23 protein-coding genes are annotated in these 18,950 nt (G+C 44.5%); all 23 read right to left on the bottom strand.

Annotation, left to right across the window (positions count from 1 at the left end):
* Positions 1–3 precede the first annotated feature (3 nt).
* Positions 4–363 (bottom strand): flagellar protein FlaG, encoded by a 360-nt coding sequence (flaG, locus tag ACTHO6_RS05080; RefSeq protein WP_440240019.1) that lies wholly within the window; start codon positions 361–363, stop codon positions 4–6.
* Positions 364–423: 60 nt separating this feature from the next.
* Positions 424–1,128 carry an acylneuraminate cytidylyltransferase family protein gene (locus tag ACTHO6_RS05075; RefSeq protein WP_440240017.1) on the bottom strand — a complete coding sequence of 235 codons (705 nt, stop codon included), beginning with the start codon at positions 1,126–1,128 and terminating at the stop codon, positions 424–426.
* The gene (locus tag ACTHO6_RS05070) at positions 1,125–2,177 is read right to left on the bottom strand and encodes a nucleotidyltransferase family protein (protein ID WP_440240015.1); all 1,053 of its coding nucleotides are present in this window, start codon (positions 2,175–2,177) and stop codon (positions 1,125–1,127) included. The genes ACTHO6_RS05075 and ACTHO6_RS05070 overlap by 4 nt, the downstream gene beginning before the upstream one ends.
* Before the next feature lie 13 nt (positions 2,178–2,190).
* On the bottom strand, positions 2,191–2,823 hold the full coding sequence (locus ACTHO6_RS05065) for an acetyltransferase (RefSeq protein ID WP_440240013.1): 633 nt from the start codon (positions 2,821–2,823) through the stop codon (positions 2,191–2,193).
* On the bottom strand, positions 2,820–3,899 hold the full coding sequence (gene neuB, locus ACTHO6_RS05060) for an N-acetylneuraminate synthase (RefSeq protein WP_440240011.1): 1,080 nt from the start codon (positions 3,897–3,899) through the stop codon (positions 2,820–2,822). Before neuB ends, ACTHO6_RS05065 begins: the two co-directional genes overlap by 4 nt.
* A gap of 15 nt (positions 3,900–3,914) precedes the next feature.
* The gene (locus tag ACTHO6_RS05055; RefSeq protein WP_440240009.1) at positions 3,915–4,586 is read right to left on the bottom strand and encodes a PIG-L deacetylase family protein; all 672 of its coding nucleotides are present in this window, start codon (positions 4,584–4,586) and stop codon (positions 3,915–3,917) included.
* Complete coding sequence (gene neuC, locus ACTHO6_RS05050; protein WP_440240007.1) at positions 4,586–5,746, bottom strand: UDP-N-acetylglucosamine 2-epimerase; 1,161 nt, start codon at positions 5,744–5,746, stop codon at positions 4,586–4,588. The genes ACTHO6_RS05055 and neuC overlap by 1 nt, the downstream gene beginning before the upstream one ends.
* Positions 5,743–6,402, bottom strand: a complete 660-nt coding sequence (locus ACTHO6_RS05045; protein ID WP_440240005.1) for an HAD family hydrolase — start codon at positions 6,400–6,402, stop codon at positions 5,743–5,745. The genes neuC and ACTHO6_RS05045 overlap by 4 nt, the downstream gene beginning before the upstream one ends.
* On the bottom strand, positions 6,374–7,276 hold the full coding sequence (locus ACTHO6_RS05040) for an ATP-grasp domain-containing protein (protein WP_440240003.1): 903 nt from the start codon (positions 7,274–7,276) through the stop codon (positions 6,374–6,376). The genes ACTHO6_RS05045 and ACTHO6_RS05040 overlap by 29 nt, the downstream gene beginning before the upstream one ends.
* A gap of 29 nt (positions 7,277–7,305) precedes the next feature.
* Positions 7,306–8,010 carry a TylF/MycF/NovP-related O-methyltransferase gene (locus tag ACTHO6_RS05035; RefSeq protein WP_440240001.1) on the bottom strand — a complete coding sequence of 235 codons (705 nt, stop codon included), beginning with the start codon at positions 8,008–8,010 and terminating at the stop codon, positions 7,306–7,308.
* 17 nt (positions 8,011–8,027) lie between these two features.
* Positions 8,028–9,200 carry a LegC family aminotransferase gene (locus ACTHO6_RS05030; RefSeq protein ID WP_440239999.1) on the bottom strand — a complete coding sequence of 391 codons (1,173 nt, stop codon included), beginning with the start codon at positions 9,198–9,200 and terminating at the stop codon, positions 8,028–8,030.
* Entirely contained in the window at positions 9,197–10,207 is a 1,011-nt protein-coding gene (locus tag ACTHO6_RS05025) for an NAD-dependent 4,6-dehydratase LegB (RefSeq protein ID WP_440239997.1), read from the bottom strand. Before ACTHO6_RS05025 ends, ACTHO6_RS05030 begins: the two co-directional genes overlap by 4 nt.
* Before the next feature lie 13 nt (positions 10,208–10,220).
* Positions 10,221–12,089: a motility associated factor glycosyltransferase family protein gene (locus ACTHO6_RS05020; RefSeq protein WP_440240098.1), complete on the bottom strand. Its 1,869-nt coding sequence runs from the start codon at positions 12,087–12,089 to the stop codon at positions 10,221–10,223.
* Positions 12,090–12,098: 9 nt separating this feature from the next.
* Entirely contained in the window at positions 12,099–12,656 is a 558-nt protein-coding gene (locus tag ACTHO6_RS05015) for a hypothetical protein (RefSeq protein WP_440239995.1), read from the bottom strand.
* 163 nt (positions 12,657–12,819) lie between these two features.
* Positions 12,820–13,644: a flagellin N-terminal helical domain-containing protein gene (locus tag ACTHO6_RS05010; RefSeq protein ID WP_440239993.1), complete on the bottom strand. Its 825-nt coding sequence runs from the start codon at positions 13,642–13,644 to the stop codon at positions 12,820–12,822.
* Between the two features lie 175 nt (positions 13,645–13,819).
* On the bottom strand, positions 13,820–14,068 hold the full coding sequence (gene csrA, locus ACTHO6_RS05005; RefSeq protein WP_440239991.1) for a carbon storage regulator CsrA: 249 nt from the start codon (positions 14,066–14,068) through the stop codon (positions 13,820–13,822).
* Positions 14,069–14,079: 11 nt separating this feature from the next.
* Entirely contained in the window at positions 14,080–14,496 is a 417-nt protein-coding gene (locus ACTHO6_RS05000) for a flagellar assembly protein FliW (protein WP_440239989.1), read from the bottom strand.
* Between the two features lie 13 nt (positions 14,497–14,509).
* A complete protein-coding gene (locus ACTHO6_RS04995) occupies positions 14,510–15,088 on the bottom strand; it encodes a DUF6470 family protein (protein ID WP_440239987.1) in 579 nt (192 codons plus the stop codon).
* A gap of 22 nt (positions 15,089–15,110) precedes the next feature.
* Positions 15,111–16,013, bottom strand: coding sequence for a flagellar hook-associated protein FlgL (flgL, locus tag ACTHO6_RS04990; RefSeq protein WP_440239985.1), 903 nt, complete (start codon positions 16,011–16,013; stop codon positions 15,111–15,113).
* A 16-nt stretch (positions 16,014–16,029) separates the two neighbouring features.
* On the bottom strand, positions 16,030–17,517 hold the full coding sequence (gene flgK, locus ACTHO6_RS04985; protein WP_440239983.1) for a flagellar hook-associated protein FlgK: 1,488 nt from the start codon (positions 17,515–17,517) through the stop codon (positions 16,030–16,032).
* 12 nt (positions 17,518–17,529) lie between these two features.
* Positions 17,530–18,021, bottom strand: coding sequence for a flagellar protein FlgN (locus tag ACTHO6_RS04980; RefSeq protein ID WP_440239981.1), 492 nt, complete (start codon positions 18,019–18,021; stop codon positions 17,530–17,532).
* A gap of 36 nt (positions 18,022–18,057) precedes the next feature.
* Complete coding sequence (gene flgM, locus ACTHO6_RS04975) at positions 18,058–18,333, bottom strand: flagellar biosynthesis anti-sigma factor FlgM (protein ID WP_440239979.1); 276 nt, start codon at positions 18,331–18,333, stop codon at positions 18,058–18,060.
* 130 nt (positions 18,334–18,463) lie between these two features.
* A complete protein-coding gene (locus ACTHO6_RS04970) occupies positions 18,464–18,895 on the bottom strand; it encodes a TIGR03826 family flagellar region protein (protein WP_440239977.1) in 432 nt (143 codons plus the stop codon).
* Between the last annotated feature and the right edge of the window lie 55 nt (positions 18,896–18,950).

Raw genomic sequence — 18,950 nt, 5'->3', positions numbered from 1 at the left:
CTCCTATCTTTTTTCGTCAATCAACAACCCAATCATTTCATGCATTTTTGCGACCATGTCCATTATTTTTTTGGATGGGATCTCGCGAACGACAGTATTATCCGAGTCGTTAATGATTTGAACGTAGTATTCGTTTAACTTCTCGTGCAAGGTGAATTTAAGGTGCGTTGTGCTTGATTGCATAAACTTGTTCAAGCTATCTACTTGGCGTTCCAACTCAGCTTGCGTGATCCTTTTTTCAGGTTGGTTCGGAATTTTTGTTTCACTTGGCTGCACTGCTGATTGCGCTACATTCCCTCCAACGAACACGTCCACATATGGATTTTTTCCGCTTCCCGTCATATTGCTACCTTGAATACTCACACCTTCTCCTCCCCCGCTGATTCCCTTTATCATAAGTATCGGAGAAATATTCGAGGTAGTTTACTTTTCTTCTTGAAACCTTGTTTCTTTTAAAATAGTTTCGACAATCGTGAAATCAATCATTGTATCAATATCTATTGAGCGTTCTTTAGGCATTACAAAGCCTATTGTTTCAGCATTCAAATATGTCCGATTCTGCTTGATCCAATCAGACTTTGCCACATAAATAGCTCCGTTCAGTACATATACATCTGGTGCATCTTGTCTTCTAAGAACCGGGCGGTCTGTCTTTATAATAGGTCGTAGCTCGCTGGATTCTGCTAAATAGTACATCCAGAACGGTGATTTATCGGTAACAGTTACAGAAACACATGCTTTTGCCGATTGTTTTATGCAATGCTCTAAGCACGCATCGATATCCTCTGACAGTCTCAGTGGTGAAGTTGGTTGTAAGAGCATCGTGTAGTCATACTCCGGCAGGGTTTCCATTGCGTGAAGAACAGGGTCAATCCCTGGTGTTTGGTCTTGTGCCAGTTCTAGCGGTCTCAGAAAAGGCACTTCACATCCCCAATTCCGTGCAATTTCTGCGATTTCCTCATCATCTGTGGATACAATTAATCGGTCAATATAAATCGATTTTTGGGCTTCCTCAATTGTCCAAGCTATAAGAGGCTTTCCTGCCAAATCGCGAATATTCTTCCGGGGTACTCCTTTGGAACCTCCGCGAGCTGGGATGATCGCTAGAACAGACTTATTCTCTATCACCCGAATACCTCCGCAAATTCCACGTTCGCTTTCTCAAAATCAGCCATACGTCCAATATCTAACCAATACTCCCGGATCGGAAACGCAATGGCCTGCTGTTGCTGATCTTTCATTACATACTCAAACAAGCTAGGCATGTCAAAGAACTGTCTCTGCGGAATATAATCCAAGACTGCAGGGTCTAACACATAGATACCTGCATTGACGAAATATCGTTGGGTCGGCTTTTCCTCAATCGAAACAAGTCTATGCTTGTCCAGCCGAACAACACCATAAGGCACCTGATGATCGTACTCTCTGACACACATCGTTGCCTGTGCTTGATAGGTTTTATGAAAATCGAGCAATTGCTCAAAATTCACCTTGGTCAACAGATCACCATTCATCACAAAAAAAGGATCCGACGGCTTTTCAGGTAGTAAACTAAGTGCGCCTGCGGTCCCCAATGATTCCTGCTCCTCAAGATAGCGGATCGTGACCCCCCACTTTGAGCCGTCTCCAAAATGCTGCTGAATCATTTCCGCTTTATATTTCACTGAGAGGTAAAAGCGATGAAAGCCTTGGTCGATAAAGCTCTGCAGAATGGTTTCCAATATAGGCTTGTCCCCTACTTTTAACAAAGGCTTAGGGCAATCGTGTGTAAGCGGATATAACCTGGTTCCTAATCCCCCAGCCATTAAGACAACCCAGTTCTCTTTCATTTTAGGGTGGAGCAAGTCGTCTAAAATTTCAACTCTAACAATTCGACCATGCTCATTAACAACAGGGATTTGGTGAACTTGTTTAATTTTCATCACAGATAGTATATGGTCACGGGTGTCATAAGAAGAAGCAACAATAGGGGATGGATTCATTACCATTGAGATTGGGTCAGTCAAAGCCAGACCTTTTAACAAACCTCTGCGTATATCGCCATCGGTTACGGTACCAAGCAATCGTTCTTCTTCATCTGCCACGAGAGCAATTTGTCGTGCGTTTTTGTCAATGATCTCCAAAGTAGTAATAATAGGAGTTTTCGGCAATACCAGCATCTCTCTCCAGTTCACCATTCCTCACACCTTTCTAGCCGCAAGTTCCAATTCGTTTAGCAGGTACCCCTACTACCTTAGCCTGTTCTGGAACATCTCTTATCACTACTGCTCCAGCTCCGACGATACCCGACTTCCCTACTACAATACCTTGAATAATTACAGCTCCAGTTCCTATATGAGAATCCGCACGTACTGTTACACCTCCGGATATTGTAGCTCCAGGCGCAATATGGACGTGCTCTTCAATAACGCAATCGTGATCTACGGAAGCCCGTGTATTGACGATAGTATTGGATCCGAGCTTGGTACCCGCTTGGATAACGGCACCCGCCATAATTTGCACCCCTTCCTCTACGATTGCATGTGGAGAGAGAACTGCGTTTGGATGAATTGCACTGACAAATGAATAACCTTTTTCCTTAAAGGAGAGATAGAGTTGCTTTCTTCTCGAATTATCGCCTATAGAGCCAAGACCGTTTGCTAATAAAATCTTTTCCGCCGAGTAGGTCTTCACAACAGAATCATCGCCCAAGTAGCGAATACCCCAAAACTTTCCTTTATCCGTTACATCCGTATAGCCAGCGACTTGATAGCCTTGAAGCATCAACACCTCGGCGACAATTCTGGCATGATCACCACCGCCAAGAATGATCACTCTTTTCATGGTTCAATCACTTCATCAGGCTGATAATCTTTCGTTGCTCGTTTTCCAATCATTTCCCAAAAAAACATTGGCGCAATCCCTTTCCCTGGTCGTTTGGCAGTCAGATTTTCCTTGGTGAATGGCTCTCCCTTTTTAATACTGCGTGCAGCTACCAAGCTTTTGCGCGCAACAAGCTTGTTTTTCAATTCTGACGGCGTTGGCAATTTGAGATTGGTGCCAAGAGCCAACTCAATTTGTCGAATGGATTCTATCATTTGTTTTAGTTCTTGCGGCTCAAGAGAAGCTTTATGATCCGGTCCAGGTAAATTTTTATCGAGAGTAAAATGCTTTTCAATAATTATTGCGCCACGCGCAACCGCTGCAATGGGAACAGCAATCCCTTCTGTATGATCGGATAGTCCAACAGGAAGGCCAAATGCTGTTACCAGTGTATCCATCGCCTTCAAGTTGACATCCGCAAACGGTGCTGGATATTCGGTTGTGCAATGAAGCAACGATACTTTCTGTTGCAATGCTCGTTGCCCTTCTACACTGGCGAATGCTCTTTGAAAAGCCTGGATGGATGGGGGTTGATCCGAATGAACATATCCAAACGCAAGGACACCCAATGCCTTCTCAATCTCCCCTAGGGTAGACATTCCCGTGGAGAGAATAAGCGGCAAACCAGTCATCGCAGCTTTCAATAAAAGTGGAGCATTTGTAATTTCGCCAGAAGGCAGCTTGAGTTGATCCACGCCGATTCGCTTAGCCAATAATTCGATACTTTCAAGATCAAACGGTGTAGATAGAAATTTTATGCCGAATGTTTTGCAATGTGCCACAAGTTCCTCATGCATATCTGCTGTCATCTCAAGCTTTTCCACCATTTCAAGCTGGGACTCCTGGGTGCCAGTCGTCTTCTTTTGATAATCGGCTTTTTCAGCATACTTGCTGATAATATTTTTTGCCTTAAACGTCTGAAACTTTACTGCATCAGCTCCGGCTACTGCAGCCTGATACACAAGCTCTTTTGCCAATTCTAAGGAGCCATTGTGATTAACGCCTGCCTCAGCAATAATAAATGTTTTTCTCCTCACAAAGACACCCTCTTTTTACAATATCTCCTTCAAGAGCATGAATGCTTCCGCAGATTCAACACCAGCAGTCGATCCACGCACATGTGCGAGAGAACGGATGGTTCGTTCACTTCTAGGAAACGGGAACGTCCCCATTTCACTTTGAAACATACGCATTACTTCTAGTTTTTTTTCCATGTGTTCAGTGATATCCACAAAAACGTTTGGTCGAAACCCATTCGTATCTGGGTTCAAACCGAATTCCGTTTCAGATAAGGTTTCATATACCAATACCCTTTTTATAAAGGAATAACGAAACCATTTTGTACATGAAACAGCAGCATCAAAGACATATTTATGATCCGTATGGACATCTCCTGGATACGGAATGTAGAGGACTTCCGGTTGAATAGCACGAATAGCTGAACCCATTCTATCCACAATCAGGCTCATTCCTATTTCATCCAGTTTTGTAGTTGGCAATTTTAGCTGATGTATCGTTGTGAAATTGTACTTCCTTCCAACCGCTTCTATCTCTCGCTCTCTTAACGCAATTCTCTCAGCGGAAAACCCCCTCTCTTCCTTCATCTCTGTGACAATTAACCAATGAACTCGATCACCTTGTTCAACATGTTTAAAAATTGTCCCCCCGCACCCAAGTGTCTCATCATCGGGATGCGGAGCAATAAAAAGTACATTTCTGCTCATTAGTATGTAATGTCCTTTACTAAAAGTTTTTCATCAATGGGAATGTCAGCAAGCACACTTGCTATTTTTTGTGAAGAAAATCCATCGCCATAAGGATTCACACATTTCTTTACCACTTCTCGATAATCCTTATCCGATATTGCCTTTGTAACAGCCGAACATATCTCCCGAACAGAGTGAGGAACAAATTGCACATTTTCTGCATGCAATCGCCCCTTCTGCCTATTTCCTATATTAATTACAGGCAAATGCAATAAAGGTGCTTCAAGAATTCCAGCACTAGAATTGCCTATCATGCAGCTCGCCTCCCTCATGATATTCACAAATTCCAGTCTCGGGATGTTTTTTGCCATATAAAGATGGGGTAGATCTTGATACTCCTGAATGGCTTTAATTAATTGCTGGCTGCCTGCATCTGAGTTCGGGTAACTAAGAATTGTTTTGATTCCCAGTTCCTTAACCGCTTCCATCGTTTGTTTCATTTGAAAGTAGGCTTCGTTAATTTCTGTTGAGATAACATGCTGAATTAACAAAATGAGTGGCTCGTTTTCATTAATCGTAAAGCCCAATCGCTCAGATAATTCTCTTCTCGTAAGAACAGGCGTCTGTCGGATACGGTCTAACCCTGGATTACCTGTATTATAGATTCGGAAAGGTTGCTCTCCCATTTTAATCAACCGGGCAGCGCTCTCCTCGTTTGTTACAAAATGCAAATGAGCAAGCTTGGAAACGGCATGCCTAACCTGATCATCTACGTTACCTACTACGCGGTCTCCGCCGGCAACATGCGCAACTGGAATATTCATGTACGCTCCCACTAACGCAGTCGTCATTGATTCTTCGCGGTCACCTAGTACTAGTAGAAAATCCGGCTTTATTCTATTAACTGCTTGTACCAACCCCTGTAGCTGTATAGCCAAACCTTTTACTCGTGAAGAAGCTTGGTCACCATTTATTAAGCTCTCGATTTCCTCTGCAATGAAAAAGCCGTCTTGTTTGATTTCGTTAACAGTAAGTCCATAAGCATCGCTTAAATGAGCTCCTGTCACAATTAATTCCAATTCTAATGCAGGATGGGATTCAATCGCACGGTAAACAGAAGACATAATGTCATATTCAGAACGAATACCAGTCACACCTAACACTTTCCGTTTTTTCATCCCGATAATCCTTCCTTTTGCAAACACTTGGTTAATACAAACTGATACCCAAGTCCCTTCGCGAACTTTTCATCTACCTCTCTGTCACCAAAAAACACGACATGCTGGGGATTACAAACCTCGCGCAGAACCTTTATTTTCGTTACTATTAAAGGAGAAGGTTTCCCATATGCACTTCCGTAAAGACCAGTAAAACCAACATTTTGTTCATCAAACCACTTCGATAACCCTAGTGCATGAAATTTGGATTGTTGTAATTGAACCCTGCCATCCGTTATAAGAAACAATTCATAGATTTGGTGAAAGTACTGAAGCAAGAAAGTAACTCTATGCGTTAACGCCAGTTCTGGCAAATAGTTTCTGAATATATGCAAGCATTCCTGAATGATTCCTTCTTTTTCATCCTTACATACTTCACCCTGTGAGAGTATCTCTTCAAAAATCCGATTGTACGAACTTCCTTTTTCCAACCATCTTTCTAACAACTTTTGATAGATATCATCAGCAGGTAGACCGATAAATTTAGCCATTCGGCTAGCAATCGGCATATATACTTGTCTTATAAAGTCCAGTTCATCATATAAGGTCCCATCCATATCAAACCCAACGTATTTCACAGTATCCCAGTCAATCATTGGAAACAAAGACTTCAGCATAGTACCTCTTCATTTTCAATCCGTATCGGATCGGCTTTGGAGTAATTGGTTTTTTATTAATAAAATGATCTACCATCAATGAAATCCAATTTTCTGTGGCAGCAAATCCTAGAGCCATACCACCTGCAATTCTCGGATTGATCTCAATAAATTGAACCTCACCATTTTCTTGCAAGAAACACTGCATATTGACTGGTCCTGCAAAAGGGATCGCCCGACAGATTTTCTTCACCCATTCCTCAATCAAAGGTTGCTTCTCTACAATTCCTCCGGTAGACTTTCCTTGAATAACACCTTCTCTTCGACGGGGGACAATATACACGGGCTTTGATTCCCTATCACAAAAAACGTCAACGGTATACTCAATTCCCGTCACAACCTCCTGTGAGATCATTCCCTCCATGTCCACAATTGAATTTTCCACGCGTACTCCCACTGCTCCCCGGCCATTTCTAGGTTTTATTAAAGCAAATGTTTGTTCTAGACTCGTAGCAGGAGTCGGTATTCCTTCACGAATAAAAAATTGATAAGTTTTCCATTTATCCTGAAATGTACGCACCGTTTCTACAGGTGACAAAATCGTATAGATACCTACTTGTGCCATTTGCTGTTGACGTTCTGCCCAGCCACTTAACGTTTCATCTAATGAGGGAATTACTACGTTAACTTTATGTTCTACCAATTTTTCAAGCGTTTTTTCCCAAAGATTGGGGTCGTGTTTAGATGGCATCGGAATGAAATCTGTTGCGAGGTATCGCCCAACACAGTCTGGGTCGATATCAGATGCAATGGCAACATGACCAGCTTGTTGAATAGCATGAATGATGTAGGCGGCTGACATGCTCCCGGACGCTTCGGTCAAAATCCTTAGCAAAGTAAGTCTCCCCCTATCTTTTCAATTTACTACAAAACTATATAGGAGATGTTAGGCTCAAATGGAAACCTCTTTACTTCGTATTTTTTTAAGTCCAGCGTCTCTAGTAACGCTTGTGTTTCACCCGGCCACCATGGATTGTGGATTTCATCAAAGGCTAAAACGGACCCCTTTGGCATACGTGGGAGAAAATGGTCTAAGGCTACTTTAGTCGGCTCATATAAATCAAAATCTAAAAATAACAAACTTACTAATAAATGACTGTTGTCTTTCACGTATTGGGGTATCGTATGATTCGCATCGCCTTTTACTAATTCTACTTTCGGAAATTGATTTAAAAATCGGTTTTGATCATACTCCTGAATAACATCCATCAATTCCTGAAAAGAATCATACCCTGTATCAAAACCACCTACACGCATTTGACTATTCTCGTGACTATTGCTTCCTCGATCATTCTCATGGATAGAAGGGAAGCCTTCGAAAGTATCAAATCCAATAACTCTTCGATCAAAAGCATACGGTTCGAGACCAGCAGACAATTTCGCCCATGCCATCAATCCCCCGCCATGATGTACGCCACATTCTACTATACTTCCTTTTATATTAACCTGTAATTTAAACAACTCGTATCTAGCTAAAAATCTGGTCATCGTTTGCCGTCGAATATACTTCTCAAAATTATCCAACTTCTCCATAGTAGTTCCATATTCTTTTTCAAAAACAGCCGACACTACACTTCCCCCTCAAATTAGGAAATTAATCCAGCACTGCTCGGGATATTGATCAATTTCTTTTCAATTTCTTTAGCTGTATCATTTTTCATACTCGGATACTCTTTGAATATCTGTAGTGTATGAAGTAACTTCCAAGCAGGCCTTGTCATGATCCCCTCCGCGTTTGTTTTCTCCAGTATCGTATCACGCAGATCAACATAATCCCGCTCTAGTAACACTGCATTCAACCAAAAGTTACTTGAAGTGTTCGGTTGCTCCCAAAAAAAAGAGAGTCCATCCAATTTACTGAACGCTTCTCGATATAAATGAGCTAGCTTCCGCTTCTTTTTGAGAAGGGTTGGCAACTGCTCAAGTTGCGCACATCCCAAGGCAGCGTTTATGTTGGGCATACGATAGTTGTAGCCTATTTGATCGTGCTCATATTCCCATTTATGTGGCTTTTTAGCCGTAGTAGTCAAATGCTTCGCCAATTGCCCCAATGCCTCGTCATTGGTCAAAATTGCGCCACCGCCACCTGTTGTAATGATTTTATTCCCATTGAAACTAAGCGCCGAAACACGTCCCCAGTTTCCAGTATGTCGCCCCTTATAATAGGATCCTAACGATTCCGCTGCATCTTCTATCAATTCCAGTTGAAATCGCTCACACACACTTACAATCCCATCTAAATCAGACGGGTGCCCAAATGTATGCATAGGTATGACTGCCTTGATCCTTCTACCAGTGATTCGGTTGTAACAATTCCTACCTCTTACTTCCGAAATCTCTCGCAAGTAGTCCTCGAGTTTGTGGGAATCAATTCCCAAAGTCCTGTCAGATACGTCTACAAAATGCGGAATAGCTCCACTGTAAACAACCGCATTCGCTGTGGCAATAAAGGTCAGTGTTGGTATTAATACTTCATCCTCTGGCTCTACCCCGGCTACCTTTAGGCAAATATGCAAAGCCGCCGTGCCATTTACTACAGCCACTGCCCGCTTTACACCCGTAAACTCCTGAAGCATCTCTTCGAAACGATCTACATATTTTCCGACTGAGGAGACCCAGCCCGTATCCAAACACTCTTTCACGTATGCCCATTCATTTCCCTGAAAGCACGGCTCATGAAGAGCAACGAAGTCTTTGTCCGATGAAGCGATCTGCTTCAGAATGGAGACAAAATTATCTACGGAGACCACCTGCTTCATACACTATACATCCCCGTTTTGTACTGACTTAAATGAGCAGGATGAGTGAACCATTCAATTGTTTCTGCCAATCCTTGTTTGAACCCATCGATACCGCCATAGACAGGCTCCCAATTAAGCAATTCTTTTGCCTTCGCGTTGGATGCCCACAAACGCTCTACTTCACTCTTTTCAGGGCGTAGCCTCTTATCATCCGTCTCAATTTCAATTTGCTTCCCCATTAACTCAGCAATAAGATCAACCGTTTGTCCGATCGACACTTCATAATTGCTACCGATATTGATTACTTCCCCAACAGAACGATCGGATTCCGCAACCGCAATGAATCCCGCGACCGTATCCTTCACATAATTAAAATCCCTTGTAGGATGCAGGGATCCAAGCTTGATAGATTTTTGCCCTGCAGCAATCTGCGTAATGATCGTAGGTATCACCGCACGAGCGGATTGGCGCGGTCCATACGTATTAAACGGGCGGATAATAGAAACAGGAAGATCAAATGAGCTGTAAAAAGAAAGGGCCAGCTGATCGGCGCCTATTTTGCTTGCGGAATAGGGGGATTGCCCCTGGAGTGGATGCTCCTCTGTGATTGGAACGAAACGAGCCGTCCCATAAACTTCACTGGTCGAAGTATGTACGATTTTCTCTACATGAAGATCACGTGCAGCCTGTAAAACATTTAATGTTCCCTTAATATTGGTGTCCACGTAAGTATCTGGCGAGTGGTAAGAATATGGAATGGCAATGAGTGCCGCCAAGTGCAGAACAACGTCACAGCCTTTCATTGCGTGTTTCACTCCATGGGGGTCACGAATATCCCCCAGGAAAACTTCCAATTCGTTAAGTATTTCTTTTGGGGAAGAGTCCAACCACCCCCAAGAATTAAACGAATTGTACAAAACAAATGCTTTTACATCGTGACCTTGCCGGACAAGTGCTTCTGTCAGGTGCGAACCAATAAAACCATCCGCGCCTGTTATCAGTATTTTCTTTCCACTGAGGTTCATTGTATCGTCTCCGTTATACCAAAATTTCTTGCCCCAGTACCTTCTTATACATTTCTTCTAACAATGCTGTCAGTAGGGCTGTATCTTCGCTACAAATTTCAAGATAATTTCCAAATTCCTTGCTTACGCGGTCAGCCTTGCTAACTGGATCAGGAAGCAAACGTACTTCATCCAGTATTTTCATAATCAGCTTGAAGGAGACATTATTGATTGTTTGAATCAAGTACAGATTAAATTTATTTTTCTGTAACTTGTCAAACAGTTTGTCAAACTTTTGAAACTGGATTTCCAACTGCTTGCGATTTTTTGTACGAACCAATTGCTTCATTTCTTCGATAAGGTACTGAAATCTATTCAGTAACTTTCCTAACTCAGTGCTAGATTGGAGCATTTCCCGCGAAAATCGCTTGAGGTGATCGTAATCGTACGGGATCATCTTTGCGTGTTTATCCAACCAGTCACTTTCAACGATATTGGATTGTTGCAATCGTTCTTCCATTACTTTTTCCAGTGGCAAAAAAACGGTTCCTTCAATATGAGCACCACCTTTTGTTGAGTTGATGATGTCCATGTTCTTGAAGGAATTAATCACAGACTCCATTTCCTTCCTCATGTTGGTATGCAACCGACTACTAAGGACTGTCCCTCCATAAACGTCCTTTACCTGCAAGGCATTTACTTTTTTCTGCTCTCCTACAACAGGATTGATATACTCAATCCCTGCTGCGTAATTCTCATCTGCACGAAAAGCAAAGTTTTGTCCCACCAGAATAATAGGTGAAAAACCCAGTTTAGCAAGTAACTGAAGCGTTAATGTAGCGATACTCATGAAGGTATCGATATAGTCTGATCCTTCTTGATCTGACCTTTTCAGGAATAGCCTCATAACATAATCGCTCTTCACAAGAAAGTTAGCCATTTTCCCTGGGTACTCTGGCAAGGTTTCAAAGCCGATTGTACTACCGAACACAAGCGGAATTTGACTGATTCCCTCTCGCAGTACCTTTGCAAATACTTTTTTGTTCATCACACTGCCATCATAAGAAAAAGTCGCGTCTGGCATAATACCATTGCTAAGCAATGAGTTAAGTGCAGAACCTACGGAAAAAATATAAGCCGATCCACTTTTCTTAATTTGACGGAGCCGTTCTATTTCATCATTCAAAGATGGGCCAGCGGCTACGAGGATAGCTGGCTTTCCATGAAACGCCCCGTGATTCTCTTCTAAAATACTTGGAGTATCTATAATATGAGGGATATTTTTGAAACCATTAATTGCTGTACGCTTGGCAAATATTCTATTCGTTTGCATCAATTGTCTCGCTTCGTAGACAACCTCTTTAAACGTGGCAAAAAAGCGCTTGGATTCCTCTTCAAAAATACGTTGGTAGCTCGGGAAGACCGCTAGATAGATTTCTTCCCGCAAGAGATTCGTAAAATCGCTCAGATTTTTCTTGCAATCCGCTGGTTCTCTCTCCACCATAATCTTTTTCAAATTTCTTTTCGGGGACCATTCATTCAAATCTTTTTTCTCTAAAAAATGATAAAAAGTAGACAGGTTTGGTTCATAGACAGAAAAGGTAGCATCCGGGTGCTTCTCTCGGAACAAATCGATGTGGTATCCAAGACCCACTCCATAAAACAGGACATGCCGTTCTCCTACATCCTCCATCGACTGTACAAACCGCTCTGCTTCCTGAATAGGATTGTATTTGCTATGAAGATAGTTCCACCCCGTCTCCTTTAAAACAGCCATCGTCCATAACTGATTCTTGGCTTCCTCAATCCGGGTATCCTGTCTTTCGCTTTCGTCACTATGCCCTATTACATCCAGAAGTTCAGGGTAGTGCTTCTTGAGTACTTGAACATTTTCAATTCGCATCACAAGTTATCACCCCATTTCGATCGTTGCCGCCAACTGTGTCTGTATTTTTTCATAATAAGGGACAATCTCGTATTGAATAAGGTCACCAATTAAAACGAGATCCAATTGAGTGACTGCTGTATGGAGGTTTTCTAAGAGTGATGAGGAGCCCAGAAGAGAAGCGTACTCCGGTAGATACTCACTCGTACTGTGAATCCATTGCAACCCTTCTATCAGGTAGCTTAGTTGCACCCATGCGTCTTCACGCGGATTATCATAAAAATTATCAACCAATTCCGCTGCCTTTGGCAACGCATTGTGTGTATATTCATAAATAGAATAAAGAGTGTCTGCTGTCCACTGTTCTTTTGTAACCAGAATAGGTTCAACCGTTTCTAGAGTTGCTTTATTCTCTTCCAGAATCATTTCAAAATGCTCGTATACTTCTTGACCATTTATCTTCAGCCCATAAAAAATCTTATCCGACTCATCTATAATATCCCTTACTACAGAAAGAATAGAAGACACCGCATCCGCAACCGTCACATCGATAATGAATTCTTTTCCATCTGAAATAATTTTCATCCGACTACCCCACTCCTTTTCTTTCTATATATCGGTAACTATGCGGCGATCCATTATATGATATTCCTGGAATCCAGTCGAAGCGTGTCAAACCATGCGATCGAATGACGAAAAAAAGCACGGCCTCCCTGTGGAAGGCCGTGCTTTGATTGATACTTTACAATTAACGGAGCAATTGCAGAACGCCTTGTGGCAATTGGTTAGCTTGCGCCAGCATAGCTTGGGAAGCTTGGGTCAAGATGTTGTTCTTCGTGAACTGCATTTGCTCTTTCGCCATATCTACGTCGCGGATACGGGATTCAGCAGCAGTCAAGTTTTCGGAAGTGATGTTCAGGTTGTTAATGGTGTTTTCCAAACGGTTTTGGTTCGCACCGAGGTAAGAACGTGCTGCGGATACTTTGTTGATTTGATTTTCGATGTCGCCCAATGCAGCTTTTGCACCGCTCTGAGTGCTCAGGTCGTAGCCAGATACAGCTGCAGCAACAGAAGACAAGTCAAATTTAGTAGCATCCAAAGTGAGAGTTTGAGAAGTCTCTTGACCGATTTGCAGCGTGATACCGGAGGTTGAGCTGCCATCCAACAGGGAGATACCATTGAATTTGGTGTTGTCTTTAATGTTGTTAACCTCTTTGCTCAGTTCAGTTACTTCTTCCTGGATACGTTTGCGGTCTTCTGCATCCGTGTACGTACCGTTTGCAGATTGTGTAGCCAGTTCTTTGAGACGAACAAGCATGTTGTTTACAGTTTGCAAAGCACCCTCAGCGGTTTGTACCAGAGAGATACCATCTTGTGCGTTGCGGGAAGCTTGTTCCATACCGCGGATTTGTGCACGCATACGCTCAGAGATGGAGAGACCAGCCGCATCGTCAGCCGCACGGTTGATGCGGTAGCCGGAAGACAGTTTTTCTACGTTTTTAGCCAGGTTGCCAGTGTTCACACCCAGTTGACGATGAGTGTTTTGAGCCGACATATTGTGTTGGATAATCATGTAAAATTCCTCCTTGAATTGTCGACAGTCACGTCCCTGTGACTGCTACTTAAAATGGAGACAAACAACAATCGCGCGCTTGTGGCTTTGTCCCTACAATATTGTTATCGGCTCTCATGATTTGGGTGTTTAGTGCTTTTTCTACTTTTTTCTGCAAAAAAACAAAAAAGATAGTCTATTGACTACCTTTCCATTCACTATTCGATTGGAGCAATTTTTTCAGCATCTTCCAATCCGTCTGACTCTGTGTAGCCATACGATTTTCCTCCTGAATGGCATCAAATATTTCTTTACGATACACATCCATATGGCGAGGAGCTTCGATGCCTATACGCACCTGATCCCCATCTACGGAAATGACCTTTATTTCAATGCTGTCCCCTATCATGATCGACTCATTTTTCTTTCGCGCAAGGACCAACATGCACCCGCCACCTACTTTCGATCGACAGCATGTTGCTCGAACAACGGCTGGCGAATGGAGTATGTATCATCCTGTAAAATAACCTGTCTAGCCATCCGATTGAACGGATTGACTACAATTGGCGCTTTCAAGTTTACTGTTGCCTGGTCATATCCACGAATCGTGACAATGGAGAAAACCATAATTTGCGATGGATCCTCCACTCGCAGAGCCTCTTTTGCTAAAGCGGGCAACTCAAACTTATACCCTTGAAAAAAGGAAAACGGATCAATGACCAAAAAGCCTACGTCCTTTTCCTCCGTCGACTGAATCAAAAAAAAGGGACTCTCTTCCTCCTGCATCAACTGAAAAAACTGCAAATGGGAAAACCCAGGGATGCCATCCTCGAAAAATAGCTTGCCCAATTCCACTTGTTGCTTTACGCTCATGTCTTCCCCTCACTCACATCATTTGATCCAGTTGACCGCCTACCACATCGATTTGCAAGCGATTATATTGTAGCATATACGGCTCTACTTTGCCCGGGATATAGGATAGCTCGGGGGGCTTGATTACAGGATCTATTTTCATCCCGTTACGCTGCACGTTAATCATGACCGGCTTGAATTCAACGCTTATCTCTACGCCTTCATCTACTGAAGGGGAAGGAGGTGTATAGCCACTCTCCAACACCCGCATGCCTTTCTCTCGGCCGATGGATGCGACGACATTCTCTTTCGTATAGATTCGCATGAGCCTGTCACCCTCTTGGCTCTTCTCGGCAATTGCCTGCATCGCCTTTTGCCTTCCATAAGCAGCGCTGCTCTCACTGAACTGCGTCGATGTCATAATCCCGAGGTTAGCACGAGCCTGACTTGAATCAATCTGCAATGTCGTTCGGGCTTGTTCTATTGAAAGAGTAGCAGGTACTTGCCGCAAGTTCATCTCTGCTTTTGGTTGCTTGATTTCTTGAACTGGTTTCTGTATTTGCAACCCTAACTGAGCAAAACTGCTCTCCATTCGAATTTGAGGAATTTGCATGAGCTACCCCCTTCCTCTTTTCCTAGCGAAGGAAATCCAACAAAGTAGGCTGAATAATTCGGGCCCCTGCACCTAATGCTGCCATGTGAACACTTTCCTGTGTTTTTAAATCCGTCATCACTTTGGCCATATCCGCATCTTCATTCCTTGACATTAAGCCCGTGATACTTACCTCTTGCGCGTTTAAACGCTCTGCAATCAGTTCCACACGGTTTACACTTGCTCCAAGTGAAGCACGCTCCGCCAGTAGTTTGTCATACTGCTGATCCATATCCGGGATAAATTGCGAAGCACTCCTACCATTACTTAGCTCTGTAATGATATTATCCAGCACTTTGAAAATATTGTTTGCATTCGTAGGGAAATTGAAGAGGTTTTGTGCGTTAATGTTTGAGGTTACAAAAACATTTTGACTCACTTCCAATTGAATGGGTGAGCTGTTTGTGCTCACGAAATCCCCTTTTCCCCCATTAGCAGCAGGGTCATACGGCGGCAAATTTGTATCCGTACCTGCAAAAATATACTTACCGTTTATTTGCTGATTGGCCAATGTCCCTAAATGAGCTTTTAATTCCTGCACCTCGGCGGCCATTGTTTGCAAGTCAGCAGGTGAAGTGGCACCATCGCCCGAATAGACAAGCAGCTCCTTAATGCGCTTCATCACATTACCCATCTCATCCATCGTACTATCCGTCATATCCATCCACGACTGCGCTTCTTCCACATTTCTTTTATACTGCTCGTTCTCCATCAACGAAGACCGATAAAACATCCCGCGTGCAGCCACTACCGGATCATCGGATGGCTTGGCAATCTTGCTTCCGGAAGAAAGCTGGTGCTGCAGTTTGTCCATATTGCGCATGGAATTATGCAAATTCCGCAGCATATTGCTATTCAACATATTCTGCGTTACACGTACCGCCATGATTGAATCCCTCCCACTAGAGGCCCACTCGGCCCATGCCGTTGATGACTTTGTCCAAGATTTCGTCCATGCTGGTCATGACGCGGGCAGATGCGCTGTACGCATGTTGGTACTTCACCATCTCGGCCATTTCATCGTCAATAGATACGCCAGATACGGATTGCCGCTGGTTGTCTACCGTGCCGACAAGCATTTCTGAGTTTAATTGATTGCGGGTAGCCTCTTGCGCGTCCACGCCCAATTGGCTGATCGTATAGCGATAGTAGTTATCCAAGGTTGAACTTTCGGCCAGATCGTTCGGGCCTGTTCCGGCAGCCAGGACTTTGAACTTGATCGACGCAATAGCCAGCGCGTTTTCGTTGTTGCCGACCGGCGTAGATAGCGCTTCCGGTTTTGCCGCGGCGATTGCATCCAGGCTTCTCATAATTTCAGGATTAATCACCAAGCTTGATGCGCTCGTCGGATAATCCTTGGTTGCAGGATCCGCGGCCAGAGAGTTCGCGTCCACAAAGAACGGCAGATCCTGAACCGTCCCATTATTGATATCGCTCAGGCTTCGTCCCGCCCTGTGCAGGTCATTGATTTCCTTTGTCAGATTGACTGCGAGAACATCCAGCCGTTTTAGCATATTCGGTACAATTTGGTCACGGGATTGGAGAGTCCCTGCCATATATCCGGCCGTCGGAACAAAAGCTGCTCCGCCCAGGGTGAGATCGCTCAAGCCTGTGACAGGATTTTGCTGGGCGACTACGGGCTGGGAGGTGACACCGTTGACAAATTCGCGCCCTTCAATCGTTACATTCACCATTCCAGCCGTCGTTTGTGTCACGCGAATGTCTACCAGCTTGGAGAGCTTGTCCAGGAGAACGTCGCGCTGGTCATACAAATCGTTCGGCTGGTAGCCATGCGGTACAATGTTGGCAATCTGGTTGTTCAGGCTGGCTATTTGCTGCCCCAAAGAGTTGATTTCCATTGCCTTCACATTGACTACGTTATCCAGATCGAGCTGCACTTCCTTGATATGGTTCGTCAATGTGTTAAACGTATCAGCCACCGCTTTGCTTCGTTCACGAACAACAGCACGTGCGGATGTATCGGTCGGGTCCTTGGCCAAATCCTGCCAAGCTTGCCACATCTGATCCATGACCTTTTGCAGTCCTGTCTCGGAAGGCTCGTTCATGATCCCTTCCAGTTTTTCCAGTGTCTCCAGCCGGGCGTCCCAGTATCCCTGGCGCTTGTGCTCATTGCGAAACTGAATATCCAGAAACTCTTCCCGCAGGCGCTGAATGCTCGTGGCTTGTACACCCGTTCCAAGCAACCCCGGCTCGATCGTCGCATTCATTCCTACGTATGGCAACCCCGTCGTCGCCTGCATATTGACTCGCTGCCGCGTATACCCTTCCGTATTCGCATTCGCGATGTTGTGTCCGGTCGTATTCAAGGCAGACTGCTGGGCGAACAGGCCGCGTTTGCTTACTTCGATTCCATGAAAAGTCGAGCGCATCTCAGCACCTCTTTACGCTTTTTTGTTGAAAAAAGTTCGGCTCGCCTGGCGGTACGTGTCCGCGCCCGGATTGCCGTAAATAAAATCGTCTTCCGGCGTGTCCGTAATCAGGTCGAGCGTCATGTTTACAAAAGAAAGGGATTGCTCCAGCAACTGCTGATTCAGCTCGTTTGCCTCACGCAGTTCGGTGACAATCCGGACAAGCTCGTCGCGATAGGACGCTAGCCGCGTCTTCTCTTCCGCACTGGTCGTCAACTTGATCAATTCAGCCAGTGTGCCTTCCCGAAGCGCCAAGCCTTTTTCGACGGTCAGTTCCTGGACCAGACTTTGGCGGGCTGCTTCTGCTGCTGTGACGCCCTTGATTAGCTTTTGTTCCCGGCGGGTAATCGCCACCAGCTCATCCACGTTTCCTTTCACCAGCACATCTTTTTTGTGTGTGGCCAAAGTGTACAAGGCTTTGTGCAACTGGATCAAGTTGTCGAGCAGATCGTAGAGTCTCTCCATGTTCGCGTTTCTCCTCGTCTTCCCTAGAGAACTGGGTTATCGCTTTTTCCAAAAAGACAGCAGCTTCTCGGCAATGCGTTCGCTCGGGACGCGATACGTGCCTTCCTCGACTTGCTTTTTCAGCTGCTCTACCTTTTCGCGGCGCTGGGGCGCGTTCGCATCTTCAATCTGACGCTGCATTTCCAGCGCTTCCGTGGAAATGTTGACCTCATCCTTGCCCATGGGGATTTTTCCGTTTTTGCCTACCTGGTTGTTCGCCGTCTTGTTGTAAGCATTCATCATCCCGACACGGTTCGGTTCATTAATCCGCATCTGATTCCCATCCTCTCAAACCACCGGACATTTTCGCGGGAACAGGTCCCTGCTAACAGAAAAACCGATGATACCTCTTAGTAGTATCATCGGCAATTTCCTGATTGACGATTAGTTTTTTTGCGCAAAACTATTCGTCACGATTCTGCTTTCTTCGATAGGCGGCCGCTTCCGCCTGACGGGCCCGCGCGTCCTGCTCCAGGCGCTGGTCCACTTCGAGCTGCTGCGTGATCTCATGCTTCAATCCCTTCATGCAGGCGTCGCACATGTTGCCAGTGCGGATCAAAATCCCACAAATTTCGCACGGGTAACCAAGGTTCGGGTTGCCCTCTACAGAAATGCGCCCTTCCTTGATAAACCTCGTAATTTGCTTCACGCTCACCCCTGTGGCTTCGCTTACCTGGTGAATCGTAGCCCCGCGATTTTCCCGCTTGCGCAAAAAACGGGCGCATTTTTCATATTCTTGTTCCACTTGTTGATAGCAGTTGGGGCAAATGTCACGGACTGTTTGTACGAATAGAGCGTCACACCGCGAGCAGTTTGCCAGCTTGCCCAGAGACATAGAAGCACCCCCTTCAACATCCAGAAAGTTCGTTCCGTTTCCGCTTGCTGTATGC

Origin of the sequence: Brevibacillus sp. SAFN-007a, assembly GCF_051967035.1 — a bacterium.
Taxonomy (GTDB): domain Bacteria; phylum Bacillota; class Bacilli; order Brevibacillales; family Brevibacillaceae; genus Brevibacillus.
Note: the sequence above shows the minus strand (reverse complement) of the source record. Positions and strands in the feature narration are given on the sequence as shown.

Excerpts from the sequence above, each read along its gene's own strand:
- ACTHO6_RS05070 (WP_440240015.1), bottom strand. The coding sequence starts at position 2,177 with ATGGTGAACTGGAGAGAGATGCTGGTATTGCCGAAAACTCCTATTATT.
- ACTHO6_RS05065 (WP_440240013.1), bottom strand. The coding sequence starts at position 2,823 with ATGAAAAGAGTGATCATTCTTGGCGGTGGTGATCATGCCAGAATTGTC.
- ACTHO6_RS05055 (WP_440240009.1), bottom strand. The coding sequence starts at position 4,586 with ATGAGCAGAAATGTACTTTTTATTGCTCCGCATCCCGATGATGAGACA.
- neuC (WP_440240007.1), bottom strand. The coding sequence starts at position 5,746 with ATGAAAAAACGGAAAGTGTTAGGTGTGACTGGTATTCGTTCTGAATAT.
- ACTHO6_RS05045 (WP_440240005.1), bottom strand. The coding sequence starts at position 6,402 with ATGCTGAAGTCTTTGTTTCCAATGATTGACTGGGATACTGTGAAATAC.
- ACTHO6_RS05030 (WP_440239999.1), bottom strand. The coding sequence starts at position 9,200 with ATGAAGCAGGTGGTCTCCGTAGATAATTTTGTCTCCATTCTGAAGCAG.
- ACTHO6_RS05025 (WP_440239997.1), bottom strand. The coding sequence starts at position 10,207 with ATGAACCTCAGTGGAAAGAAAATACTGATAACAGGCGCGGATGGTTTT.
- ACTHO6_RS05020 (WP_440240098.1), bottom strand. The coding sequence starts at position 12,089 with ATGCGAATTGAAAATGTTCAAGTACTCAAGAAGCACTACCCTGAACTT.
- ACTHO6_RS05015 (WP_440239995.1), bottom strand. The coding sequence starts at position 12,656 with ATGAAAATTATTTCAGATGGAAAAGAATTCATTATCGATGTGACGGTT.
- ACTHO6_RS05010 (WP_440239993.1), bottom strand. The coding sequence starts at position 13,644 with ATGATTATCCAACACAATATGTCGGCTCAAAACACTCATCGTCAACTG.
- csrA (WP_440239991.1), bottom strand. The coding sequence starts at position 14,068 with ATGTTGGTCCTTGCGCGAAAGAAAAATGAGTCGATCATGATAGGGGAC.
- ACTHO6_RS05000 (WP_440239989.1), bottom strand. The coding sequence starts at position 14,496 with ATGAGCGTAAAGCAACAAGTGGAATTGGGCAAGCTATTTTTCGAGGAT.
- ACTHO6_RS04995 (WP_440239987.1), bottom strand. The coding sequence starts at position 15,088 with ATGCAAATTCCTCAAATTCGAATGGAGAGCAGTTTTGCTCAGTTAGGG.
- flgL (WP_440239985.1), bottom strand. The coding sequence starts at position 16,013 with ATGGCGGTACGTGTAACGCAGAATATGTTGAATAGCAATATGCTGCGG.
- flgK (WP_440239983.1), bottom strand. The coding sequence starts at position 17,517 with ATGCGCTCGACTTTTCATGGAATCGAAGTAAGCAAACGCGGCCTGTTC.
- ACTHO6_RS04980 (WP_440239981.1), bottom strand. The coding sequence starts at position 18,021 with ATGGAGAGACTCTACGATCTGCTCGACAACTTGATCCAGTTGCACAAA.
- flgM (WP_440239979.1), bottom strand. The coding sequence starts at position 18,333 with ATGCGGATTAATGAACCGAACCGTGTCGGGATGATGAATGCTTACAAC.
- ACTHO6_RS04970 (WP_440239977.1), bottom strand. The coding sequence starts at position 18,895 with ATGTCTCTGGGCAAGCTGGCAAACTGCTCGCGGTGTGACGCTCTATTC.